General features: G+C 39.8%; 20 protein-coding genes and 1 other RNA gene. 18 read left to right on the top strand and 3 right to left on the bottom strand.

Features of this window, described 5'->3' with window-relative positions:
• Nucleotides 1–336: 336 nt before the first annotated feature.
• Together mscL and EO113_RS06705 are read right to left on the bottom strand one after the other, a co-directional pair.
• A complete protein-coding gene (gene mscL, locus EO113_RS06710; protein ID WP_009353215.1) occupies nucleotides 337–783 on the bottom strand; it encodes a large-conductance mechanosensitive channel protein MscL in 447 nt (148 codons plus the stop codon).
• 178 nt (nucleotides 784–961) lie between these two features.
• A complete protein-coding gene (locus tag EO113_RS06705; protein ID WP_009353154.1) occupies nucleotides 962–1,717 on the bottom strand; it encodes a DeoR/GlpR family DNA-binding transcription regulator in 756 nt (251 codons plus the stop codon).
• A gap of 216 nt (nucleotides 1,718–1,933) precedes the next feature.
• On the opposite strand from EO113_RS06705, the gene dapF reads away from it, so the two are divergent.
• Nucleotides 1,934–2,773: a diaminopimelate epimerase gene (gene dapF / locus EO113_RS06700; protein WP_062403504.1), complete on the top strand. Its 840-nt coding sequence runs from the start codon at nucleotides 1,934–1,936 to the stop codon at nucleotides 2,771–2,773.
• An 86-nt stretch (nucleotides 2,774–2,859) separates the two neighbouring features.
• Here dapF and EO113_RS06695 read toward each other — a convergent pair whose 3' ends face one another.
• Nucleotides 2,860–4,017 (bottom strand): S-layer homology domain-containing protein, encoded by a 1,158-nt coding sequence (locus EO113_RS06695; protein ID WP_062403507.1) that lies wholly within the window; start codon nucleotides 4,015–4,017, stop codon nucleotides 2,860–2,862.
• A 524-nt stretch (nucleotides 4,018–4,541) separates the two neighbouring features.
• On the opposite strand from EO113_RS06695, the gene EO113_RS06690 reads away from it, so the two are divergent.
• From EO113_RS06690 to EO113_RS06610, 17 genes are all read left to right on the top strand, one after another.
• A complete protein-coding gene (locus EO113_RS06690) occupies nucleotides 4,542–5,279 on the top strand; it encodes a (Fe-S)-binding protein (protein ID WP_009353202.1) in 738 nt (245 codons plus the stop codon).
• Between the two features lie 11 nt (nucleotides 5,280–5,290).
• Nucleotides 5,291–6,736, top strand: coding sequence for a LutB/LldF family L-lactate oxidation iron-sulfur protein (locus tag EO113_RS06685; protein ID WP_062403510.1), 1,446 nt, complete (start codon nucleotides 5,291–5,293; stop codon nucleotides 6,734–6,736).
• Between the two features lies 1 nt (nucleotide 6,737).
• A complete protein-coding gene (locus EO113_RS06680) occupies nucleotides 6,738–7,448 on the top strand; it encodes a lactate utilization protein C (protein ID WP_009353186.1) in 711 nt (236 codons plus the stop codon).
• Nucleotides 7,449–7,752: 304 nt separating this feature from the next.
• Nucleotides 7,753–8,631 (top strand): mechanosensitive ion channel family protein, encoded by an 879-nt coding sequence (locus tag EO113_RS06675; protein WP_062403513.1) that lies wholly within the window; start codon nucleotides 7,753–7,755, stop codon nucleotides 8,629–8,631.
• Nucleotides 8,632–8,800: 169 nt separating this feature from the next.
• Nucleotides 8,801–9,352 carry a TIGR01440 family protein gene (locus tag EO113_RS06670; protein WP_127061722.1) on the top strand — a complete coding sequence of 184 codons (552 nt, stop codon included), beginning with the start codon at nucleotides 8,801–8,803 and terminating at the stop codon, nucleotides 9,350–9,352.
• Nucleotides 9,353–9,368: 16 nt separating this feature from the next.
• Nucleotides 9,369–9,830 (top strand): DUF3290 family protein, encoded by a 462-nt coding sequence (locus EO113_RS06665; protein WP_009353185.1) that lies wholly within the window; start codon nucleotides 9,369–9,371, stop codon nucleotides 9,828–9,830.
• Nucleotide 9,831: 1 nt separating this feature from the next.
• Nucleotides 9,832–10,476, top strand: a complete 645-nt coding sequence (locus EO113_RS06660) for a DUF421 domain-containing protein (protein WP_009353216.1) — start codon at nucleotides 9,832–9,834, stop codon at nucleotides 10,474–10,476.
• Between the two features lie 337 nt (nucleotides 10,477–10,813).
• Nucleotides 10,814–10,954: signal recognition particle sRNA large type (gene ffs, locus EO113_RS06655), an RNA gene on the top strand.
• Between the two features lie 55 nt (nucleotides 10,955–11,009).
• Nucleotides 11,010–13,304, top strand: a complete 2,295-nt coding sequence (gene dnaX / locus EO113_RS06650; RefSeq protein ID WP_127135877.1) for a DNA polymerase III subunit gamma/tau — start codon at nucleotides 11,010–11,012, stop codon at nucleotides 13,302–13,304.
• Between the two features lie 15 nt (nucleotides 13,305–13,319).
• On the top strand, nucleotides 13,320–13,649 hold the full coding sequence (locus EO113_RS06645) for a YbaB/EbfC family nucleoid-associated protein (protein ID WP_009353175.1): 330 nt from the start codon (nucleotides 13,320–13,322) through the stop codon (nucleotides 13,647–13,649).
• Between the two features lies 1 nt (nucleotide 13,650).
• Nucleotides 13,651–14,244 carry a recombination mediator RecR gene (recR, locus tag EO113_RS06640; RefSeq protein ID WP_009353178.1) on the top strand — a complete coding sequence of 198 codons (594 nt, stop codon included), beginning with the start codon at nucleotides 13,651–13,653 and terminating at the stop codon, nucleotides 14,242–14,244.
• Nucleotides 14,244–14,477, top strand: a complete 234-nt coding sequence (locus EO113_RS06635) for a hypothetical protein (RefSeq protein WP_240633523.1) — start codon at nucleotides 14,244–14,246, stop codon at nucleotides 14,475–14,477. Before recR ends, EO113_RS06635 begins: the two co-directional genes overlap by 1 nt.
• Before the next feature lie 14 nt (nucleotides 14,478–14,491).
• The gene (locus EO113_RS06630; RefSeq protein WP_127135876.1) at nucleotides 14,492–17,140 is read left to right on the top strand and encodes a 3'-5' exonuclease; all 2,649 of its coding nucleotides are present in this window, start codon (nucleotides 14,492–14,494) and stop codon (nucleotides 17,138–17,140) included.
• A 184-nt stretch (nucleotides 17,141–17,324) separates the two neighbouring features.
• Entirely contained in the window at nucleotides 17,325–18,623 is a 1,299-nt protein-coding gene (locus EO113_RS06625; RefSeq protein ID WP_127069093.1) for an adenylosuccinate synthase, read from the top strand.
• An 87-nt stretch (nucleotides 18,624–18,710) separates the two neighbouring features.
• A complete protein-coding gene (speC, locus tag EO113_RS06620) occupies nucleotides 18,711–20,894 on the top strand; it encodes an ornithine decarboxylase (RefSeq protein ID WP_127135875.1) in 2,184 nt (727 codons plus the stop codon).
• A gap of 230 nt (nucleotides 20,895–21,124) precedes the next feature.
• Nucleotides 21,125–22,075: a cation diffusion facilitator family transporter gene (locus EO113_RS06615; protein WP_009353188.1), complete on the top strand. Its 951-nt coding sequence runs from the start codon at nucleotides 21,125–21,127 to the stop codon at nucleotides 22,073–22,075.
• A gap of 48 nt (nucleotides 22,076–22,123) precedes the next feature.
• Nucleotides 22,124–22,693: a DedA family protein gene (locus tag EO113_RS06610; RefSeq protein ID WP_370106798.1), complete on the top strand. Its 570-nt coding sequence runs from the start codon at nucleotides 22,124–22,126 to the stop codon at nucleotides 22,691–22,693.
• The last annotated feature ends 1 nt before the right edge of the window (nucleotide 22,694 follow it).

Raw genomic sequence — 22,694 nt, 5'->3', positions numbered from 1 at the left:
GTAAAAAAGAAAGTTGATATAAATTTATCGACTTTCTTTTTTTGTGAAAATTAATGTTGTATTTTGTTTTCTGATGAATCATAGAAAACCCTATATTCAAGGCTTTTGTGCCTTTGCGAAATGAATATTTTAAAACTTGATTTTAAATATCTAGTTATGCTATATTTGAAAAGCAATATACATAATAAAAGTATATGCTAGGTTTGTTGTGATCATGCATTATGCATTTCACATAATACTAATTATAGGTAAAGGACTGACACTAGTGTCAGTCCTTTCCTATTAGCATTATGTAACTCTAAAATTCAAAAATCTAAAAGCTAGTATGTATTGAATTTAACATTCTTTGATAGTTAATTCAGCTGTACAATGTGGACAGCGTGTTGCATCGTCAGCAATAGCTTCACGGCAATAGTCACATTTACGGATTTCCACCGGTGCTTCTGCAGGTGTAAATCGTTTAATTTGGCTGATGATAGCGAAAATACAAAAAGCAATGATAAGGAATTCAAAGACTGTATTTAAGAACATACCATAAGCCAAGACAGGGATACCAGCCGCTTTAGCTTCTGCTAAAGTCGCTGGAGCAGTACCAGTAGTTAAAGGGATGAATAGATTAGAAAAGTCCACTCCGCCTAATAATAATCCGATAGGAGGCATAACCACATCGTTTACTAAAGAAGTAACAATTTTACCGAAAGCGGCGCCAATGATAACGCCGACTGCTAAGTCTACTACATTGCCGCGCATGGCAAAGTCTTTAAAATCTTTCAAAAAGCTCATACTAATCTCCATTTCAAAATTCATACAATAAAAAGTATACCATACATTATAATAGAAATATATCGAAAAAGCTAGATGTAATCATGTACATGAAATAGTTGGATACACGACCTTGTATAGATTGTAAAAAAGCTGTCATACCGTTAGACGTTTAGGTCTAGGGATGACAGCTTTTGTATTAACGATGATGATCAACTTCTTGAATGTTTGCATAGTTCCGATATAATTCATTGGGTAATTTAGTAGTAATAATAGACGCCTTATCAATGGTGGCAAAAGTAACAGATGAAATGCGATCAAATTTAGATGGATCTGCTAAGACAAAGGCATTGTGACATTTATGTAATGCTTTTTCTTTCACAGCAGCATCGAGAGGATCTTCTGTGGTAAAGCCAGATTTATAACTTATACCATGAGCACCAAAGAAGCCTTGTGTAAAGTTATAGGAATCTAATTGATTAAGAGCTACACTACCGACAATAGATGATGAAATAGGATTTACAGTGCCACCTAATAAGATGACTTTCATATGCCGCGATGCTAAATGGGTAGCATGATGAATGCCATTAGTCACAAAGGTAGCATTGGTGTGCGGTACATAATGTAACACCATTTCAGTGGTACTACCAGCATCAATGAAGATAAAACCAGAGGAACTGATTAATTCAGAGGCAGCTAAGGCAATAGATTCTTTTGCATCGCGATACATAACGGATTTCGGGATTATATCTATATCCGTTGTGGTATGGTCAATGGTGAGGCTGGCAGCGCCACCGTGGACCTTTTGCAATAAACCTTTACTGTGGAGATAGGCTAAATCTCTGCGTATTGTAGGCGCTGAAGAAGATAAGGCTGTCACCAATTCGTGTACAGTGACCACCCGGTTTTGTTTCAAGCGTCGTAGAATCGCAGAATAACGTTCTTCAGGAAGCATAGTAAAATCACCTCCAATTTATGATTAACCTAATACTGCTTAGGAAAACGTACCTATTATTTTTCCTATATTCATGGTAATATAAATGGCAAATAAATTATAGTAGCCAATGATGGATTTCATCAAAATGTATAAAAGCAAAGGCTATATTTTGCGATAAATTAATAATCCGCTCTGTGCGGACAGGAATTGTATAATACAGATGAGGAGATATATATGAAAATAACAAAAATGCACGGTTTAGGAAATGATTTTATCGTTTTTTTTGATGATGGTACAGTACAATTTGATGTGACGGACATGGCACAACGTCTATGTGATCGTCATACGGGTATCGGAGCAGATGGTCTGGTCATTGTTATGCCTTCTAAGGTGGCAGATGTGCGTATGCGCATTATCAATTCTGATGGCAGTGAAGCTGAAATGTGTGGCAATGGCATTCGCTGTTTTGCGAAGTATGCCTACGACCGCAAGATCATTGATACAGAAGTGTTTACTGTAGAAACGTTGGCTGGTATTATGACGCCAACGATTATTGCTGAAAACGGTGTGGCTAAATTGGTGAAAGTCAACATGGGTAAACCTACATTTTCTGCGAAAGACATTCCTATGGACATAGAATCAGATAAAGTCATAGACTATACTATTGATGTAGACGGCACATCCTATGTGGTGAGTTCTGTACTGTTAGGGGTACCGCATACAGAAGTATTTGTAGAGGATGTAACAGCAGTTCCATTGACAGTATTAGGGCCGAAGATTGAAAAGCATCCACTTTTTCCAAAAGGAACAAATGTGAACTTTATACAAGTGGTGGACGAGAAAACTGTGAAAGTCCGTACTTGGGAGCGCGGTGCAGGGGCTACATTGGCTTGCGGTACAGGTTCTTGCTCTAGCGCTGTTATGGCTCATGAAAAAGGGTTAACTAGTCGATCTGTAGATGTGGAGTTATACCTAGGTGTTTTACATGTAGATTATGACGAAGATGGCACAGTATATATGACAGGACCTGCTACAGAAGTGTTTAGCTTGGAGTTGGAGGATGTCACTTGCTAGATGGGGACTAGCAATACAATGCGCTTCCAACACAAAAGAGGAAAGTTGATCAAGTGGAGTCAACTTTCCTCTTTTTGTATGAGTTATTATGAATTAGTTTTTAGCTGAACTTTCTTTCCAAACTTTTTCATAAATGCTGTCTGTGTCGTAGCATCTAATTTGTCTACGGTTAGAATTAAGCCGTCTACATTCGGTGTTGGTGTTACAGCTAGGATAGTGCCATGGGGCTCCAATTGACGATACAAGTAAGCGGCATCGGTTTGTAAATTGTCAAAGTCACCTAAGTTATAAGTACCAGTAGTAATGATGTGATTATCTAAGAAGTGTTTGTCTTTAATATAGGCGGTTTCTGCAGTGATAGCTTTCACATCGCTAGAAGATGTAAAGGAAATGACTAATTTACCATCACGCCAGAACATAGCGCCACGATGGTGGAAATCGTAATTCTCGCCAAATGTTTTCTTGATCAGAGCGCGTGCCGTTTCTTCCATTTGTTGTTGCTGAATTGTGCGCTGAATAGCAGTAGCTTCTTTAGAGAAAAGTAAACGATATGTAATTTCTGCAGCTTCACCACGAGTGATATATTTTTCTGGATTGAATAAGCCTTTTGTGCTGTAATTGATGAATCCCCATAAAGCTAGTTCACGTACTGATGATTGAGCCCAAGGAGCGATAAATTTCTGATCACTAAAGTGGATGGTATCGAGAGCTGTTGGGTCTTCAGTACGATATCCTTGGTAGTGTAAAAACTTATCAGCAACCACGGCAAATTCTTGGCGAGACATATATTGTTCTGGACGATACGTATTGTCACCATAACCGCTGATAATATTAGCTCTTGCTACACTTTCAATAGCTAGAGAAGACCAACGGTCGGAAGTGATGTCTGAAAATGAACTAGCTAACATAATAGATGGAGTATCTCCAATCATATTGCTAAATAAAGAGGCAGCTTCCTCACGAGATAGTGGGTCATTGGGTTTGAATGTGCCATTACGATATCCACTCATTAAACCTTCTTTTGTCATTTTAGTAATTGATTCATAAGCCCAAAAGTTACTAGGTACATCAGTAAATCGATATTTTTGTACTCGATCAAAGGTAGAAATCGTATTTGGTTGAGAATATGTAAATGTGTTAGGTGTGGTTACCATAGTGCTTGTAGATAGTGAGTTGCTAGTTTGTGCTTGTAATAATACTACAGGCAATACAGTTAGCAATAGTGCAGAATAAATGCGTTTCATGGTGTGCCTCCGAATTAGGAAACTAAAAATGTTTTACTATATGTATCATACCATATTTGAAAGATTCACTCCATGCGAAAAGAGTGATATTTATCAATGAATTTACTATAGAAAAAATTGAATTATAGAGCGATGGTTATCTCTTTCATGAGTTTTGGTTATAGCACTAGTTTTAAGTAGGAATTAGAGACTGAAAAGACATGTGTGTTTTAATAGAAGATTTGATATGTATTAAAATACATAAAAATTATATAATCCTTGATGCTATAAGGATTGATAAGACTAGGGAAAACGTGTGATTTTTGCTACAAATGAGCTGGTTGATAATGACTAGCAAAATGGTATAAAAATGGCTTCTTGCTAATATTGCAAGTCTTTTGTAATTACAGAAAAATTACTATATAATAAAATCATCGGAAAACTATTTAGAACCTACTGTTCTAATAGTACATAGATGGAAAACGATTGTTGCATTTCGCCAATCAAGTGATAGTAGTTTACTTTAAAGTTGAGGATGTGAAAAAATGAAAATTCATTTATTTCAACAATGTTTGATTGATATGTTCTACCCTCATGTAGGCATGGCAGGTGTAAAGGTTCTTGAAAACCTTGGCTGCGAATTAACAGTTCCTAAAAAGCAAGTGTGCTGTGGTCAGATGTTTGTTAACTCTGGTTACAACGAAGCTGCAAAAGGAGCTATTAAAAATACAATTGAACAATTTGAAAATGCTGACTATGTAGTGAGCATGTCTGGCTCTTGTGCGTTCGCGATTCGCGACGAATATCATCATATTTTGAAAGATGAACCAGAATGGTTAGCACGAGCTGAAAGATTGAGCTCTAAAATTTATGAGTTTACACAATTCATCGTAGACGTATTAGGGGTAACTGATGTGGGTGCTCGCTTTAACGACAAAGTGACATACCATAAATCTTGCCACGTAACACGTTTGATGGGAATCAAAGAACAACCTATGAAACTATTAGCAGGCATTCAAGGTTTAGAATACTTACCATTGCATCGTGCAGAACGTTGCTGTGGATTTGGTGGTACTTTCACAGTAAAAAATCCTGAAATTTCCGCTGTTATGACACGAGAAAAAGCATTAAATATTGCTGATTCTGGTGCTAACATTGTAGCAGGTTCCGACATGGCTTGCTTGATGAATATTGAAGGTATGTTAGATCGACTTTACAAAGAAGGCGAAATTGATCGCCATATCCGCGTAATGCATATTGCGGAATTATTGAATAGTCGATAGGAGGAGTCACCATGAGTAATATTGTGTACGATAAACGCCCGTTTAAGACACGCGTTAATGATGTGCTTGCTAATGACTTCAAAGTAAAAGCCATTCAAACAGCACAGGATGTATTCTATGAAAAACGTAAAGCTGTAGTAGATCAAGTAGCAGAATGGGAAGACTTCCGTAATGAATCTGCTGATTTGCGTGACCATGTATTGGCTAATTTGGATTACTATTTAAACCAATTTGCGGAAAATGCTGAAAAAGCTGGTGCTCATGTGCACTTTGCAGCTGATGATAAAGAAGCAACAGCAATTTGTTTGGAAGTACTTCGTGCCAAAGAAGCAAAAATGGTTGTTAAATCCAAAACCATGGTATCTGAAGAAATCGGATTAAACCATGAATTAATTGAAGCAGGCATCGAAGTAAATGAAACTGACTTGGCAGAATTTATTTTGCAAACAGCAGATTTCGATCCTCCATCTCATATCGTAGTACCTGCATTGCATTTTGAACGTAACCGTATTCGTGATACATTTGCGAAAAAATTAGGTTATGAAGGTACTGAAAATCCAGAAGAAATGACTCGTTTCGTACGTCGCTATATTCGCGATCGTTTCTTGCGTGCTGACGTAGGTTTCACTGGTTGTAACTTCGGTGTAGCTGAAACTGGTACTATTACTATCGTATCTAACGAAGGTAATGGTCGTATGGCAAGCTCCATGCCTAAAACGCAAATTGCATTGATGGGTATGGAACGTTTGGTGCCTGACTTCGCATCTTTGGATGTGATGATGGAAATGTTGATTCGTTCCTCTGTAGGCGCTAAAATTTCCAACTACTTCTCCATGATCACAGGTCCTGCTCGTGAAGGGGAAGCAGACGGTCCAGAAGAATTACACATCATCATCATTGATAACCGTCGTTCTGGTATTTTAGGCGGCGATTTTGAAGAAATGTTACGTTGTATCCGTTGTGGTGCATGTATGAACATTTGCCCTGTATATCGTCATATTACGGGTCATGGTTATGGCTCTATCTATCCAGGTCCAATGGGTGCTGTATTAACTCCACTATTGGTTGGTTATGAAGAAGCTGGCGATCTTCCTTACGCGTCCACATTGTGCGGCGAATGTTGGGAGCATTGCCCAGTTAAGATTCCATTGCATGAATTGTTATTGAAACATCGTCAAGTGATTGCTGATAAATTACAAATGCGTCCAGCTATCGAACGCAGTATCTTCCACACAGTGGCAGGTGTATTTGCGAACTCCTTCTTGTTCGATATGGGTACCAAAATGGGTGCTATCGGCATGAAATTAATGAGTAACAATGGCCATATGGCAGATTGGACAAAAGTATTACCAGTAGTTGGTGGCTGGGTGAAAGCAAAAGATATGGGCTTGCTCAAAATGAGTAAATTCCGTGATGAATATGCAAAACACGTAGCACAAAAGGGAAAGGAGAAATAAAATGGATCAAGCAAAAAAACAAGCCTTTTTAGGTCGCCTATCTCGTGCGTTAGGCCGTGACTCAATTCCTACGTCTGTAACTCCTTTTGATTTTTCAAAAGGACCTCAAGAGACGATGTATTCTGACCTTAGCCATGAGCAAGTAGTACAGATGTTTAAAACAGAAGCAGAACGCTTAGGTACTAAACTTATCGAAGTGGATGCTTCTCAAGTAGGTCAGGCATTAGTGGACGAAATTGTGGCTCGTGGTGGCGGTAGTGTTGTGTACCCTAAATCTGCAGAAGTAGAAACATATGGTTTAGAAGCTGCATTCCAACAATTAGGGGAAGACCAAGCTACATTCTATCAATGGGATGCTACGAAAGGTCGTGAAGCGAACATCAATGTGGCGAAGGATTCTAATATTGGTATTACATTCCCAATCTTGGGGATTGCAGAAACAGCAACAGTAATCCAACCAAGTACAGAAGAATCTGGTCGTTCCTTGGGCTTATTGCCTTTAACGCATATTTCTGTATTGCGTGAAGATACAATTCATCCACGTATGACACAAACGATGGCAGAATTAGCGAAAATCTATCGTAATGATCCAGCTAAGTTCCCTACAAATGTGGTTCATATTTCTGGTCCATCCAATACTGCAGATATCGAGTTAGTTCGTGTCGTTGGTGTACATGGTCCGATTAATGTAACTTTCATCTTAGTTAAATAAGAGATATAGTTCATAAACAATTAGGATATAGGGTAGTTGATAGGTATATCAACTACCCTATATTTTTTGGTTCGAGAGGTTTTTTGTTACCTGTTGGTGACAGCAAGTGTTTCTATACTAAATATGGAGTTATCCGTGTCATAACAGATATCATATTTGACAAAAGACCTTTTTTTCGTATACTTAAAGATAATATATTTACAAGTTTAGTTTGATAGCTATCATAGAATGTAATTGTATGTGGGTTATCTATTATATACTGTGCGTTAGTTATTGCAACATAGTTATAGGAAAGGAATAATGTATGTTATTAGCAGAAGAAAAAGTTGCCACAGCCACAGCGGTAGGCACTGAAAAGGTAGCAGAGCATGTAGAGGAAAGTATTTCCTTTGTTAATCATGTGCAATCCTTATTACTGGAATATTTACCTAGTATTATTTTAGCCATCATCGTGTTGATTATAGGCCGCTATTTAGCTTTATTTGTAAGACGGTTGTCAGTACAATTGATGAGTCGCACTGGTTATGATCAAACCGTGCGCAGCTTTGCGTCTCAAATTATTTACTACACTATTTTGTCCGTAGTCGTGCTGTCAGCTTTGTCCTTAGTGGGATTTCCGACGAATAACTTCTTGGCAGCTTTTGGTGCCTTCGGTATCGCCATTGGTTTAGCGTTGCAAAATAACATGTCCAACTTAGCTTCGGGATTAATTATTTTGGCGTTCAAACCCTTTAAAGCAGGGGATTGGATTTCTGTGAATGGTGTGGAAGGCTCTGTGAAATCTATCCATTTAATTAACACCGCCATTGCGACGAAAGAAAATCGAATTGTCTTCATCCCGAACTCGGCTATTACATCCAATAACTTGATGAACAGCAACTATGAACTAACACGCTATATTACGTTTGTCTTTGGTATTAACTATAATGCGGATCATCATCGGGCCATTGAGATTATCAAAGAAATTCTTGCGAGCACAGGCAAGGTTCATAATATGGATACCTTAGAAATCGGTATCAAAGAATTTGGCGATAGTTCTGTGAACATTGTTGCCTATCCTTTAATTAACGCCAGTGATTTCAGAGAAGTCTATTATGGTGTTATGTCCGATGTGAAAGATCGTTTTGATGCAGAAGGCATCGATATTCCGTATCCTCAACGTGTGGTACATATGGCTAACTAATAGCCTAAGAGAATCCTATTCCGTACCCGCAAGATATAGGTGGGTACGGAATATCCAAGGGCAATGCTATTCCATGCCTATCATGTATAGTGCATATGGTAAATAATACACTAAGACGATGGCATACTTGTTTACGTCGATTCGTACTCAATGAAGAGGAGGCAATCCTATGAATGAAAATATATATGAGTCTATGAAAGCTGCTGTAGCAGAATTGGCTACGACAGCAAAACTGCAAGAAGGTAAACTACTTGTAGTAGGATGTTCCACTAGCGAAGTGAGAGGGGGACATATTGGCAAGGACTCCTCTCTCGATGTGGCGAAAGACTTGTGTAGAGCTCTGCTCGAAATACAACGTGAATATAGCTTTGATGTGGCTATTCAATGTTGTGAACATCTTAATCGGGCCTTGGTAATGGAACGTCACGCCGCAGAGGTTAGAGGCTATGAAGAAGTGAATGCTGTGCCTGTACAACATGCAGGTGGTTCTATGGCAACTACAGCCTATGCAATATGGTCGGATCCTGTGTTAGTGGAGCATGTAAAGGCTGATGCAGGTATCGACATTGGAGATACTTTTATTGGTATGCATCTAAAATATGTGGCAGTGCCTGTGCGACTAAGTATAAAAGAAATTGGAGCAGCTCATGTAACAGCAGCTCGTGTACGTCCTAAATTTGTAGGGGGAGATCGAGCGCAGTATAATGAAGCGTTAAAGTAAGAACTGTGAGGTAATTATGGAATTTTATACCTATGCTTATGTGGTGCAACGAGGAGAGTTTACATCTCTGTTGCAATACATTATGACATCTATTTTATTAGTAGCATTGCTAGTAGTAGGTGTAAAAGTTATGTATAATCGTTTTGATACTAAGTTCCGTGACTTGGGCATTATCATTGTATTGGGGCTTGTATTTTTATTAGGATTGCAAGTTAATGATTACACTCGTGATATTAATAGTGCAGAAGAATCGAGCTATATGGTGCAATTCTTAAATAATTTAAGTGAACGTGCAGATGTACCTAAGGATAAGATTCGCGTTAATACATTGCGCGTGCAAGATCGTATGATCGTCAATATTGAGGAAGCCTATTTTGAGGTGACTTTCACTATGAATAAGGATGGTTATTCTTTGCGACCTGTGGAGATGATTAATAGCAATCCTAAGGTGGTAGATGTGAAGAAGGATGGGCGATAATATGTTAACAGGATATACATTAGTATTTATTAAGCTAGCCCTTGGTATTTTAGCTCTCATTTTGCAAATGAACTTGATGGGTAAGGGAAATTTAGCGCCGAACTCGGCCTTAGATCAGGTACAAAACTATGTACTAGGTGGTATTATTGGTGCTGTTATCTACAGTGAAAGTATTGGTATCTTGCAATTCTTCCTAGTGTTGATTGCTTGGACCATCGTGGTCATGGGCTTGCGTTTTCTTAGCGCTCATGTGCGATGGATTAAAACGCTGATCGATGGACGTCCTAGCATTGTCATTGATCGCGGTAAGATTCGCGTTGGAGAGTGTTTGAAACGGGGCCTTCGTGGTAGTGATTTGCAGTTGAAACTTCGGAGCGCAGGGGTTACCCTTGTGAGTGATGTACGCCGTGCTGTGCTAGAACAAAATGGTCAATTAACGCTGGTCATGAATGGTGATGATATCATTCGCTACCCTGTTATTGTAGATGGCGTAGTAGATCCAGATATTCTAGACCTAGCCGATAAAGACATGGCTTGGTTGGAAGAAGAAGTGCGAGATCAAGGATATTCCATTAGGGATATCTATGTAGGAGAATACTCCAAAGGAGATTTAATCCTGCACCCCTATGAAGGGCATCGAGTATAGTCCCATTGTATGTTAGAATAGAAGGGTGTATACTTGGAGCAGAAAGATATAAGAAGTTAGAGCATTCTTTCATAAACTCAAAAAAGGACGGTGGCAGCCGTCCTTTTTTCTTTCTATTTTCTACTCTTGTAATACTTCAGAATTGCATATGTCAAAAAATAACAATCAATCCTTGTAGAATAGGGACAAGAAAACTAGTACATATAAAGGGATACTTAAGAGATAATTATCAAATTAACTCTGTTATAATAATAGCATCTAATGTGTAGCACAATTTATGATGGATTAGGTATATACCCTTGAATAGGGATAGAAAAACATGTATAATGATAGGGTAATAGCATTGGAATATGACAGTTCTATGGGGCTTGTGCAAGGAGAGCCTGTGAACCATGTCAGGCCTTGATTGGAGCAGCATTAAGCGGTCACTCTCTTGTGCCACGAGGAAACCTATAGGGCTGTCAGATTCGAGTGCTATGGTAAAGCAGCTAGCTTAGCTGCTTTTTTTCATATCTTAAGGGAAAGGAGGGGCTATGAGTTATTTAGCGTTATATAGACGATGGAGACCGAAACAGTTTACAGATGTTGTGGGTCAACATCATGTGTCGGATACATTACAACGAGCTATTCGTGAAGATAAAGTGGCCCATGCCTATTTATTTGCTGGTCCTAGAGGTACGGGCAAAACGAGTATGGCAAAAATATTTGCGCGCGCTATTAACTGTGAACAGGGACCTACAGATACACCTTGTGGTCAGTGTGAATCGTGCCAGCAAATGTTACAAGGACAAGCCTTGGATGTGATCGAAATTGATGCGGCTTCCAATCGAGGTATTGATGAAGTGCGTGCCTTGCGGGAACAGGTGAACTTTTTGCCTGTAGTAGGTCATAAAAAAGTATTTATCATTGATGAAGCACACATGCTCACCAATGAAGCATGGAATGCCTTGTTGAAAACTATCGAGGAACCGCCAAGTCATGTGATGTTCATTTTTGCCACAACAGAATCGGAGAAATTACCGGTTACTATTTTATCTCGTTGTCAGCGTTATACATTCCGCCGTATCACAGCAAAAGATATTACAGCCCATTTATTGCATGTGGCGAAGGAAAGTAATATCTCTCTTGATCCTGCGGCAGCACAAGTGATTGCAGTCCATGCAGATGGTGGTTTACGTGATGCCTTGAGTATTTTGGATCAATGTTCTGGTATGACCTCGGAAATGATTACAGCTCCTCTAGTAGAGACTATGATTGGCTTAGTGAGCAAATCTTGGGTCCTCGATATGGTAGATATATTGAAAGCTGGTAACGGAGCGGCTTTACTGCAAGCTGTAGATGAAGCGCTACAAATGGGTCGTGATGCTCGCCAAATTGTAACGGCCTTAGTAGAACATCTGCGAGCTATGATTGTGGCGAAAGTATTACCTGAGGCAGAAGAGTTATTGGCTTATGATACGCATAAAGAGCGATTATTGGCGCAGGCCAATGCGTTATCTATGGAGGAGATAGGACGCTATATCAATGTATTACAAACGGTGCAAAATAATGCAAAGCAAGTGGATAACCCTAGGGTCATTGTAGAAATGGGATTGCTTTCACTATTACAATTGGGAGGAGGCACTTACCAAACCTTGGAAGGTCGCATGACGACGATGGAACAGTTTGTGAATCGTCAAGAAGATACATTGCTCCAAAAGTTGAATGAGTGGGCGGAACAACGACCTGTAGTTGCCAGCTCTGTAGTAGAACCTGCACCACCTGTGGCGGATACGGATGTATATGATGGTGTCTTGGAGGATATTCCTCATCCAGTAGAGGATGAGGTGTTGTTGCCACCTGTCTCACCAGTGAGAGCTAGAACTGTAAAAGCAACATCCCCGTTACCACCGCCTCGTGTAGCTAAAGTGGCCGATTCTGTTGGTAAAAGCTCCTTGCCACCACCATTACCGAAGAAAGCATCTCCATCGGTAAAGCCTAAAACGGCGATATTTGACACGGCGCAAGAGCTAACTGTAGGACAGGGGATGGTCAGTCCTCATGAATATAGCACGATTTTAGCAAACGTGATAAAATGGTTGAGAGGCAAGAACTATGGATTGCTCAATACGATCTATCAGCAAGGAAACTTGGTGTACTTAGATCAAGAGCAAGCTATCTTGGTGTTTCCTACACCAATTGCAGGGCCTATTCTGGTGCAACCGCAACATGTAGAATGTGGGAAGAAAGCGTTTCAACAAGTGATAGGACGGCCGATTGTGGTGAAAGCTATCGATAAGAAGGACCCTAAATTGCAGGTATACTTAGAGGCAGCAAAATCCTTTGGAGGGGCTTCACAACAAAGCGGACAGTCGCAGGTACAACCAATGGTAACGACTCCTGTGGTGAAAGGTAATAAAGAAGCTGAAGGGATAGGACAACCAATTGTTGTGGCGCAAGGAACGATACCGGTTACATCTTCTGAGGAGATGCCAACTGTATCTGTAGAAACGTCGAGGCCTGATAGTGGAAAACCCACTTATGTAGGGACAAACACCACTTCAAAGGTAGGTGCTGGTAGTGATCCGACCAATGTAGAGGGTATTATTGATGACTTTCTCACAGTCTATGAGAATCCAGAGGAAGTATTAAATCCCTACTATCAGGAAATAGGGAAAGGTATGCTTTCAGAAGAAGGAATAGACGAGATACGGACATTGCCGAAATGGTCTTCAGCCGAGGCCAGTGATGAAGAAAAACAAGAAACTCTACTCTATGATGCTTTACAACACATGGAGGCTAATGGGTATGATATTTATGTGAAAGAAGTAGACGATTTGTCTAAGTAATGAAGGAGGTTCACTATGTTTGGTGGCGGTAATATGCAAGGTATGTTGAAAAAAGTTCAAAAAATGCAAAAGGATATGGAAAAAGCACAAGAAGAAATTAAAAACACCGTGGTAGAAGCATCTATCGGTGGTGGTGCCGTATCTGTAACAATGAATGGAGAACAAGAAGTATTGTCCATTAAAATTGCTCCTGCTGCAGTAGATCCAGAAGATGTGGAAGCATTAGAAGATTTAATCTTAGCAGCTGTGAATGAAGCGAACCGTAAAGCAAAAGAAGTGGCAGAGAAAAAATTAGGGGCTGTCACAGGAAACTTGAAACTTCCTGGAATGCCAGGTATGTTCTAATATGACAAATCCTTTAGAACGATTAGTAGAAGAGTTGCGTCGCCTACCAGGGGTGGGGGCTAAATCGGCTAGACGATTAGCATACCATCTCATTGAGGCAGATGCAGAAGATGTACAACGCTTGGTAGAAACCATCCTTGCAGCGAAAGAAGCCACACATAGATGTTCCCAATGCTTTAATTTGTCTGCTCAAGATCCTTGTGAGTTTTGTGCAAGCTCTAAACGGGACAGATCGATGATTTGTGTGGTGGAAACATCCCGTGATGTCATCGCCATCGAACGCAGTGGTGACTATAAAGGACTATACCATGTGTTGGAAGGGGCTTTGTCCCCTATTGATGGGGTAGGCGTAGAAGACATCCGCTTGAAAGAGCTTATGTTGCGCCTTCAAGATAATACAGTGCAAGAGGTTATCATCGCCACAGATCCTGATGTAGAAGGGGAAGCAACGGCGCTATATATTGCTCGATTATTGCAACCTACGGGAATTAAGGTCACTCGTATTGCCCGTGGTATTCCCGTAGGCGGGGATATTGAATACGCTGATGAGGTGACCTTGAGCGGTGCTGTATTACATCGTCAGGAAATGAGGTAATGATGGATTACGTATTACAAGCTGTAGTAGCTATTGTTGTAGCTTGGATGATTATTAAGGTAGCATGGTTTACCATCAAACGGGTAGCAACCAATGTCTTTTTAGGTATGATTACCTATGCAGTGATTACAGAAGTATTCCATATTCCCTTGGATATGAATATTATGTTGTGGGCACTAACAGCCGTGTTAGGGCCTATACCAGTGCTAGGATTAGCGTACTTTCATTGGTAAAATAAGGAGCAACTATGCAATCAAATACTGTGGTACTTAATGACATTCAACAACAAGTTGTACAGGAATTAGATAGAAATATTGTATTGCTAGCTTCTGCAGGAACGGGAAAAACAAATACATTGTCCTATCGGGTGGCACATATCTTGGAAACGGGACGTGCCACTGGGGATCAAATTTTGTGTTTAACATTTACGAATAAAGCGTGTCGTGAAATGAAAGAACGCATGATTGCGATTGTAGGGCAAGAGGCAAAAGCTGTGAAAGTATCTACATTTCACAGCTTTTGTTATACCATTTTGCAAGAAGAAGCAAAATTACAAGAAGATTTGTTTAAAGAATTTCTCATCTTTGACGAAGAAGATGTAGAGGAATTATTGAGTGAATGTTTGCCAAATATTGTGAAAGCCTATAGTGAAGAGCATGGTTTTATGGCACTTAAAATACATGCCAAAACGATTCGTGAGGTTATCAGCGAAGTGAAAGAGCATCGATCGAAGTATCAATATTATTCTGCTAATATACAAGAGGATTACGCACGGACAATCAAGCGTATGCAACGGGAACAGTCCGTTTGGTATAGCATCATGTCAGAAGATACTGCCGAATTTTTAGAAGAAAAAGGGCTACAAGTATTGATGGAATACGAATGGCGATTACGTTCATTGAATGGACTAGACTTTGCAGATTTGATTACGAGGGTGCACCAAATCTTTCAGCGCCCTGAGGTAGCTAATCGTTGGCGTCAGCGCTATTCCTATATTGCAGTAGATGAAATGCAAGATACTAGCGAATTAGAATATGAAGTGATGAATACCATGTGGAAGGGGAACCATATTTTGCTCTGTGGGGATTACTTTCAAACTATTTATGAATGGCGTGGTTCTAATCCGATTACATTAATCGATAGGTATCGCAGAGAGTATAACCCCATAGAATTAGTGTTTGATACAAACTATCGGTCTAATCAGATGTTGTTTAAGGGAGCTTTTTCCATGTTGAAAGATATGTTCCCTCAGCGGGTGCGAGAGTTGTATCAAAAAGAACCGAAAGCGATAGCCACACAGCAAGGTGAGCCTATTTCGATATATGCTGCTGCAGATGCTCAGAATGAGGCTAGGTATATATTTCAATCTATTCAACAGCTGAGAACTGGCGAAGAGATGCCCCCTGTAGGAATTTTGGTGCGCACTAATAAACAAGCCGTACGATTAAGTGAACAATTTAAACGATGTAATCGACCCTTGCCAGAAAAGATGCAACTAAAATTTATTTTGGCAGATGAATTAAAATTTTTCCGACGGTTAGAAATTAAGGATGTATTGGCATTTTTTAAATGCTTAGTGAACCCTTGGGATTTGATGAGTACAAAACGGATCATTCGAACCTTTGTCAAAGGAGTTGGTGATAAGCGCATAGAGGAATTAGAAAGCACAGCAGTGAGAAAAACTGGGTTGCGGATCACCGATTTTATGAGCACAAATATCTTTACACGAGAGCCTTATGAGCAATTAGAAAAAGGGCTAGTGGCTAAAGATATCATTGTATTTGATGTGGAAACGACAGGTGTAAATATCATGGAAGATCGCATTGTGCAGATGGCAGCTATCCGCATCGATGAAGAAGGCAATACCATTGATACCTTCGAACGATTTATCAATCCCGGCGTGCCTGTAGGGGATTCAGAATTAGTCCATGGCTTTAGTGATGCGCACTTACAAAAGGTTGGTGGTGATGCACGAACTGTACTGGAAGCATTCAGACAGTTTGCTGATGGGTCCATGATTGTCGGTCATAATGTGCAGTACGATATGAGCATATTAGAGCAAGAGTGTAGCCGACATGGTGTAGCTATGCCAAGGGTACAAGCCATCTATGATACCTTAGATATATACCGTCGGTTCTATCCGAATTTGCCGAACCATAAACTAGAATTTTTAAGTGGATACTTCCCGATTGATCATCAGTCCACTCATAATGCCATGGATGATATTATAGCGACGGGTAAATTATTGGTGTATGCTATGAAAGAAAATATCCTTCCTACGAAAGCACAGCGTATGGCATTTATAAATAAATATAGAGATACATTTGCCAATATTGCTGCCTCTATGGATACTTTACGAAGTAAGTGGACTACGAGTAAACCTACAGAAATTCTTGCCTATATTATGAATGATATGGGCCTAGTGGAATACTATCAGAAGAAAGTAAAAGAAGATCCCACTGGGGAACGTAGATTAACTAGTATTCGCGAACTATACCGCATCATGAAAGAGTTAGAAACGGAACATCCACACTATGTAGGCCGTGATGGTGTGAAAGAGATATTAGAAATGTCTGCTCTTCACTCGGGAGAGGGCATGTTCCGACGAAAAGGAGACAGTCGTATCCCCATCATTACGGTCCATCAAGCCAAAGGCAGTGAATTTGAGAGTGTCTTTATTGCTAGTGCACATGATGGGGGACTTCCGTTCTACTTTGCCGTTAAAGATGGTAAATTAGAAGAAGAAAAACGTATTTTCTATGTGGCGTTAACCCGTGCTAAGAAACACTTGACCATTACCTATGCAAAGGTTAATGCAAATGGGTATTGGCAACAACCAAGTCGATTTTTATCGTCCATTCCAGAAGAATTTATAAAGCGGTTGGGCTCATCATAAAGATATGGGAATTTGTAGGGAATAACTACCCCAATGTTTTCAATCTATGCTATAATAAAGTGTAAATAGTGTACGTTAGGCGCCTATTTACGAAGATAATACTAATAATGGAAGAACTTTCAGTGCGATGACTTAATGTAGTCATTACGATAGAAAGTTCTATGATGTAATGGAGGCAATTCATATGGGAACCAATGTAGCAACAAGTATGGTAATTGGCACACAATGGGGCGATGAAGGTAAAGGTAAAATCGTTGATTATTTATCTGAACGCGCTGATGTGGTAGTACGTAGCCAAGGTGGTAATAATGCAGGTCATACAGTAGTCGTAGATGGTAAATCTTTCGCATTGCGTTTATTGCCTAGCGGTATTCTTTACGATGATAAAATGAATATCATTGGTACTGGTGTCGTTGTGGACCCTAAGGTATTGTTGGAAGAAATTGCAAACCTTGAAAAAGAAGGTAAAAGTGCAAAATCCTTATATATTTCTGACCGTGCTCACGTGATTTTACCGTACCATAATCGTTTAGATGAAGCGGAAGAATCTGTGAAAGGCGATGCTAAAATCGGTACTACAAAAAATGGTATCGGTCCATGCTATGCAGATAAAGTCAATCGTATTGGTATCCGTATTTGCGATTTAATGGATCCAGTTGTATTTGAGAAAAAATTAAAATTCAACGTAGAATTGAAAAATAAAATGTTAACAGCCGTATATGGTTTTGAGCCAGTTAACTTTGAAGAAATTTTAAAAGATTACTTAGGCTATGCAGAACAATTACGTCCATTTGTAAAAGATACAAACTTTGCAGTCATCGATGCTATCAAAGGTGGTAAAAAAGTATTGTTTGAAGGGGCCCAAGCAACGATGCTTGATCTTGATCATGGTACATATCCATTTGTAACTAGCTCTCATCCAGTGGCAGGTGGTGCGTCTGTGGGCGCTGGTGTAGGTCCTAACTACTTAAAAAATATCTTTGGCGTAGTAAAAGCATACTCCACTCGTGTGGGTGAAGGTCCATTCCCATCAGAACTATTAGATGAAACTGGTGAATACCTTCGTCAAACAGGCCATGAGTTCGGTACTGTTACAGGTCGTTCCCGTCGTTGTGGTTGGTTAGATTTATCCGTTGTGACTTATGGTGCAGCATTGAATAGCTTGGATTATTTGGCAATCACTCGCCTTGATATCCTAGATGGTTTAGATGAAGTTAAAATCTGCGTAGGTTATACTCGCAACGGTGAACCTGTACAAGGATTCCCTGCTAGCTTAGATGTATTAGCAGAATGTGAACCAGTATACGAAACATTCCCAGGTTGGAAAACAGATATTTCCGGTATCCGCAAGTATGAAGAATTACCAGAAGCAGCACGTCGTTATGTCGAACGCATTGCAGAAGTAACTGGCGTACAAGTAGGTATCGTTTCTGTAGGTCCTGGTCGTGATCAAACGATTGACTTAGTGAATGTATTTGCGTAATCGCAATGAACCATGTAGAGACCCGTTTTGGGTCTCTATTTTATTTATGGCAGATTGATGTGTATTTGAAAGTAAGGAGATCGCACTATGAAACGATTGTCCGTAGCACTCTCTCAGGATGTGACAGAACTGTTGAAAGAATACATAACATATCCTATGGTGGATGTGGAGACGGCAGACTTTACGGAGGTGTCTGCCATCGTGGTCAGTGATATGTATGTTAAAGATGTGGTTCACCATCCACAGGTGCAAGCCTTTTCCATTCCTCTCTTTGTAATCACAAAAGATGGAGATGCTCTTATTAAAGCTGGTGATGATTTGCCGAACATGAAAATATATACAGCACATAGACTTGATGAATCCATACTAGCAGAGGATGTTGAGACCGCAGCCATACGCTATGAATATGCTGTGTTGCCACCGTTTTTTAGGGCTTTATTTATGTATTCTACGAATGGTAATCTTCAATTTGATTGTCCCGGACATCAAGGGGGTGACTTCTTTAAAAGGCATCCCGCAGGGCGTGCTTTTTACAATTTTTATGGGCAGAATGTATTTATCAGTGATTTATGTAATGCAGATGTGAAGTTAGGAGATTTACTTATTCATGAAGGACCTGCTTGTGATGCACAACAGCATGCAGCGGATGTATTCAATGCGGATAAAACCTATTTTGTATTGAATGGTACCTCTTCCGCCAATAAAATGGTTCTCAATGCCTTGTTAGCACCAGGAGATGTGGTGCTCTATGATAGAAATAACCATAAGTCTATTTCTCATGGTGCTTTAGTGCAAGCGGGGGCGACACCAGTGTACTTGGAAACGGCACGAAATCCATTTGGGTCCATCGGCGGGATTCTAGATCATTGCTTTGAAGAAAGCTATATCCGTCAGTTAGTGGCGCAAAGAGACCGAGAGAAAGCAAAGGAAGAACGGCCTATTCGGTTGGCAGTGATTCAGCTAGGTACCTATGATGGAACTATGTATAATGCACGACAAGTGGTAGATCGGATTGGACATCTTTGTGATTATATTTTGTTTGATTCTGCTTGGGTAGGATACGAACAATTTATTCCTATGATGAAAGATTGCAGTCCTTTATTATTAGAATTAGGACCAAATGATCCGGGTATTCTCGTGACGCAATCAGTACATAAGCAACAAGCGGGCTTTTCTCAAGCCTCTCAGGTGCATAAAAAAGACAGACACATCAAAGGACAAGCGCGGTATGTAAACCATAAACGGATGAACAATGCCTTTATGATGCATGCCTCTACATCTCCTTTTTATCCCTTGTTTGCATCCTTAGATGTGAATGCTAAAATGCATGAAGGATTAGGTGGTCAATATCTGTGGAAAGAGTGTGTAAAAGTGGCTATCGAAGCTCGTAAATCAGTGCTAACCCGGTGTCAGTATATACGACCACTAGTGCCACCTATGGTGCATGGTCAATGTTGGGAAGATGGCGATACGGAACGCATGGCAGAGGACCTATCCTACTTCCGGTTTGAACCGAATGGAAAATGGCACTCCTTCCAAGGCTATGGAGAGAACCAATACTTCATTGACCCTTGCAAGTTTCAATTGATTACACCTGGTATTGATGTAGAAACAGGAGACTATGAATCTTTTGGTATACCGGCTACGATTTTGGCACATTACTTGCGCGATCGCCATATCATCCCAGAGAAATGCGATTTAAATACCATATTATTCTTAATGACGCCAGCGGAAACAAAGAAAAAGATGGATCAATTAGTATCTCATTTAGTGGAGTTTGAAAGGCTCATCGATAGAGATGCTCCGTTGGAAGAAGTATTGCCCTATGTGTATCATCAACACTGGAAGGCCTATGATGGATATACAATTCGTCAACTTTGCCAAGAAATGCATGATTTTTATAAAGATCGTAATGTGAGTGATTTACAACGGAAATTATTTTTACAAGAGTGTTTTCCTGATTATGTAAAATCACCGCAAGAAGCGAACTTTGATTTTGTTCGAGGCCATGGCGAGTTAGTGCCTGTGTCTGAGGCAGTGGGGCGTATGGCGTTAGAAGGAGCCTTGCCATATCCACCAGGAGTGCTCTGTGTACAGCCAGGTGAGCGCTGGTCAGAGACGGCACGAGATTATTTCTTAGCCTTAGAAGAAGGGATTAATCGATTGCCTGGCTTTGCCCCAGAAATTCAAGGGGTGTACTTGCAAGAGCAAGAGGATGGCACTAAAAAAGCCTTTGCCTACGTTTTACAAGAGTCCTATGAATCGCGATAGTATAGAGGATTCTATATATAAATTTGTACTCACAATGAATAGAAATGGTGTATCGTACTTGTATGATACACCGTTTTTATATATACTTGTATATGAATGCATAAAACTATTTCATAGCGTGTAGACCGTACAGAATGCCTATAGGCTATAAAGTAGTTACAGATACAAATATTCTTACATAGGTATAGGAAACTTGAGCGAAAAGCTCACTAGATTAAATAGGAGTGTATATGTTAATACAAGATAAACATGCAGTAGAGCAACGGTTGTTAATTCAATCGGCCATACTCATGTCATTTGTGGCTATAGGGGGCACTATGATGGGGGTCTTTAGCGGATCTAGTGCCATCTTGTTAGATGGGGTCGTGTCCTTTATTGCCGTGATTATTAAGGTGATGATGATCATCACATCCCGATTAGTATCAAATGAAACAAGCAAACGCTTTCAGTTTGGCTATTGGCAGTTTGAACCGTTGGTGTTGATTGCAGAAGGTAGTTTTACCTTGCTGATCGTAAGCTATGCCTTTTTGTCGGGACTGACGGATTTATTAGGTGGCGGTCGTGCTGTTCATGTGGGACCTGCTATCATCTATGCTACGATTTTTACCATTGCTGATACGTGCTATTATTTCTATGTGCACCAAATCAATAAAAAATTACAATCTAATTTGGTAAAATTCGATAATATTAGCTGGTCCATCGATGCTATGTTGGAAGCTGGGATTTTAGTTAGCTTTTTAGTGGCTTTTGGGCTAGAACATTTTGGCTATGCAGAATGGGCGGTCTACGTGGATCCTATTGTGCTCATTATTTTATCGTTACAAATGATGCCATCTGCTTTAAAAATTATCATTCCATCGGTGAAACAAATTATGGGTGTAGCGCCTTTGAAATTACATAATCGAATCCAATTTATTATGGATTCTTTCATGGAAAAGTATAAATTTAAAGATTATGTCACTAGTGTACAAGCCTATGGGAATGTAAAAATGATTGAAATTGATATTTTAATTCCTAAGAATTTTCCAAAACAAACCATTGTGGAATTAGATGAAATTCGCAATGAAATTGACCTTGCCATTGGTGGTGACCCTGCAGAAAAATGGGTGACTATCACATTTACAGCTACGAAAAAGTGGATGGCAAAAGATTATTTATTAGATGAAGAAGATGAAGATTAATAATTATCTTCCGATGAGGAGACAACAGTGGATTATGTATTGACCATCATGGAGACCTATGGGTATGCAGCCATGTTTATTTGCATGGTGCTAGAAAATGCGAACATTCCGATTCCTAGTGAAATTATTTTAGGGTTCGCAGGGTATTTAGTATTTCAAGGAGTATTTGATCTGAATACGGCTATTATTGTAGGTGTTGTAGCGGGTATTGTGGGTTCTGTATTATCCTATTGGCTAGGGGAATATGGTGGCAGACCTGTATTGATGAAATATGGGAAATATATCTTATTTAGTGAAGATAAATTTGGTGCTGCAGAAAAATTGTTCAATCGCTATGGTGGTGCCGCTGTGTTTATTGGCCGTTTATTACCAGGGGTGCGTACATTTATTTCCTTCCCTGCAGGAGTGGCTAAATATCCGATGACCCCCTTTGTGATTTGGACTACTGTTGGTACCATTCCTTGGACAATCTTATTAGTTTGGCTAGGCATGAAGCTAGGGGAACATTGGAAAGACTTGATTGAGTATAATCATGAACTATTAATTGCTATGATTGTAGTCTTTGTAATAGTAGCTGTAGTATATGGTTTGAAATATTGGAAACGTCGTAAACAATAGG

This window comes from Veillonella sp. 3913 (genome assembly GCF_003992235.1).
Lineage (GTDB): Bacteria > Bacillota > Negativicutes > Veillonellales > Veillonellaceae > F0422.
Note: the sequence above shows the minus strand (reverse complement) of the source record. Positions and strands in the feature narration are given on the sequence as shown.

Coding starts and splice junctions, on each gene's coding strand:
- mscL (WP_009353215.1), bottom strand. CDS start 783: ATGAGCTTTTTGAAAGATTTTAAAGACTTTGCCATGCGCGGCAATGTA.
- EO113_RS06705 (WP_009353154.1), bottom strand. CDS start 1,717: ATGCTTCCTGAAGAACGTTATTCTGCGATTCTACGACGCTTGAAACAA.
- dapF (WP_062403504.1), top strand. CDS start 1,934: ATGAAAATAACAAAAATGCACGGTTTAGGAAATGATTTTATCGTTTTT.
- EO113_RS06695 (WP_062403507.1), bottom strand. CDS start 4,017: ATGAAACGCATTTATTCTGCACTATTGCTAACTGTATTGCCTGTAGTA.
- EO113_RS06690 (WP_009353202.1), top strand. CDS start 4,542: ATGAAAATTCATTTATTTCAACAATGTTTGATTGATATGTTCTACCCT.
- EO113_RS06685 (WP_062403510.1), top strand. CDS start 5,291: ATGAGTAATATTGTGTACGATAAACGCCCGTTTAAGACACGCGTTAAT.
- EO113_RS06680 (WP_009353186.1), top strand. CDS start 6,738: ATGGATCAAGCAAAAAAACAAGCCTTTTTAGGTCGCCTATCTCGTGCG.
- EO113_RS06675 (WP_062403513.1), top strand. CDS start 7,753: ATGTTATTAGCAGAAGAAAAAGTTGCCACAGCCACAGCGGTAGGCACT.
- EO113_RS06670 (WP_127061722.1), top strand. CDS start 8,801: ATGAATGAAAATATATATGAGTCTATGAAAGCTGCTGTAGCAGAATTG.
- EO113_RS06665 (WP_009353185.1), top strand. CDS start 9,369: ATGGAATTTTATACCTATGCTTATGTGGTGCAACGAGGAGAGTTTACA.
- EO113_RS06660 (WP_009353216.1), top strand. CDS start 9,832: ATGTTAACAGGATATACATTAGTATTTATTAAGCTAGCCCTTGGTATT.
- dnaX (WP_127135877.1), top strand. CDS start 11,010: ATGAGTTATTTAGCGTTATATAGACGATGGAGACCGAAACAGTTTACA.
- EO113_RS06645 (WP_009353175.1), top strand. CDS start 13,320: ATGTTTGGTGGCGGTAATATGCAAGGTATGTTGAAAAAAGTTCAAAAA.
- recR (WP_009353178.1), top strand. CDS start 13,651: ATGACAAATCCTTTAGAACGATTAGTAGAAGAGTTGCGTCGCCTACCA.
- EO113_RS06635 (WP_240633523.1), top strand. CDS start 14,244: ATGATGGATTACGTATTACAAGCTGTAGTAGCTATTGTTGTAGCTTGG.
- EO113_RS06630 (WP_127135876.1), top strand. CDS start 14,492: ATGCAATCAAATACTGTGGTACTTAATGACATTCAACAACAAGTTGTA.
- EO113_RS06625 (WP_127069093.1), top strand. CDS start 17,325: ATGGGAACCAATGTAGCAACAAGTATGGTAATTGGCACACAATGGGGC.
- speC (WP_127135875.1), top strand. CDS start 18,711: ATGAAACGATTGTCCGTAGCACTCTCTCAGGATGTGACAGAACTGTTG.
- EO113_RS06615 (WP_009353188.1), top strand. CDS start 21,125: ATGTTAATACAAGATAAACATGCAGTAGAGCAACGGTTGTTAATTCAA.
- EO113_RS06610 (WP_370106798.1), top strand. CDS start 22,124: ATGGAGACCTATGGGTATGCAGCCATGTTTATTTGCATGGTGCTAGAA.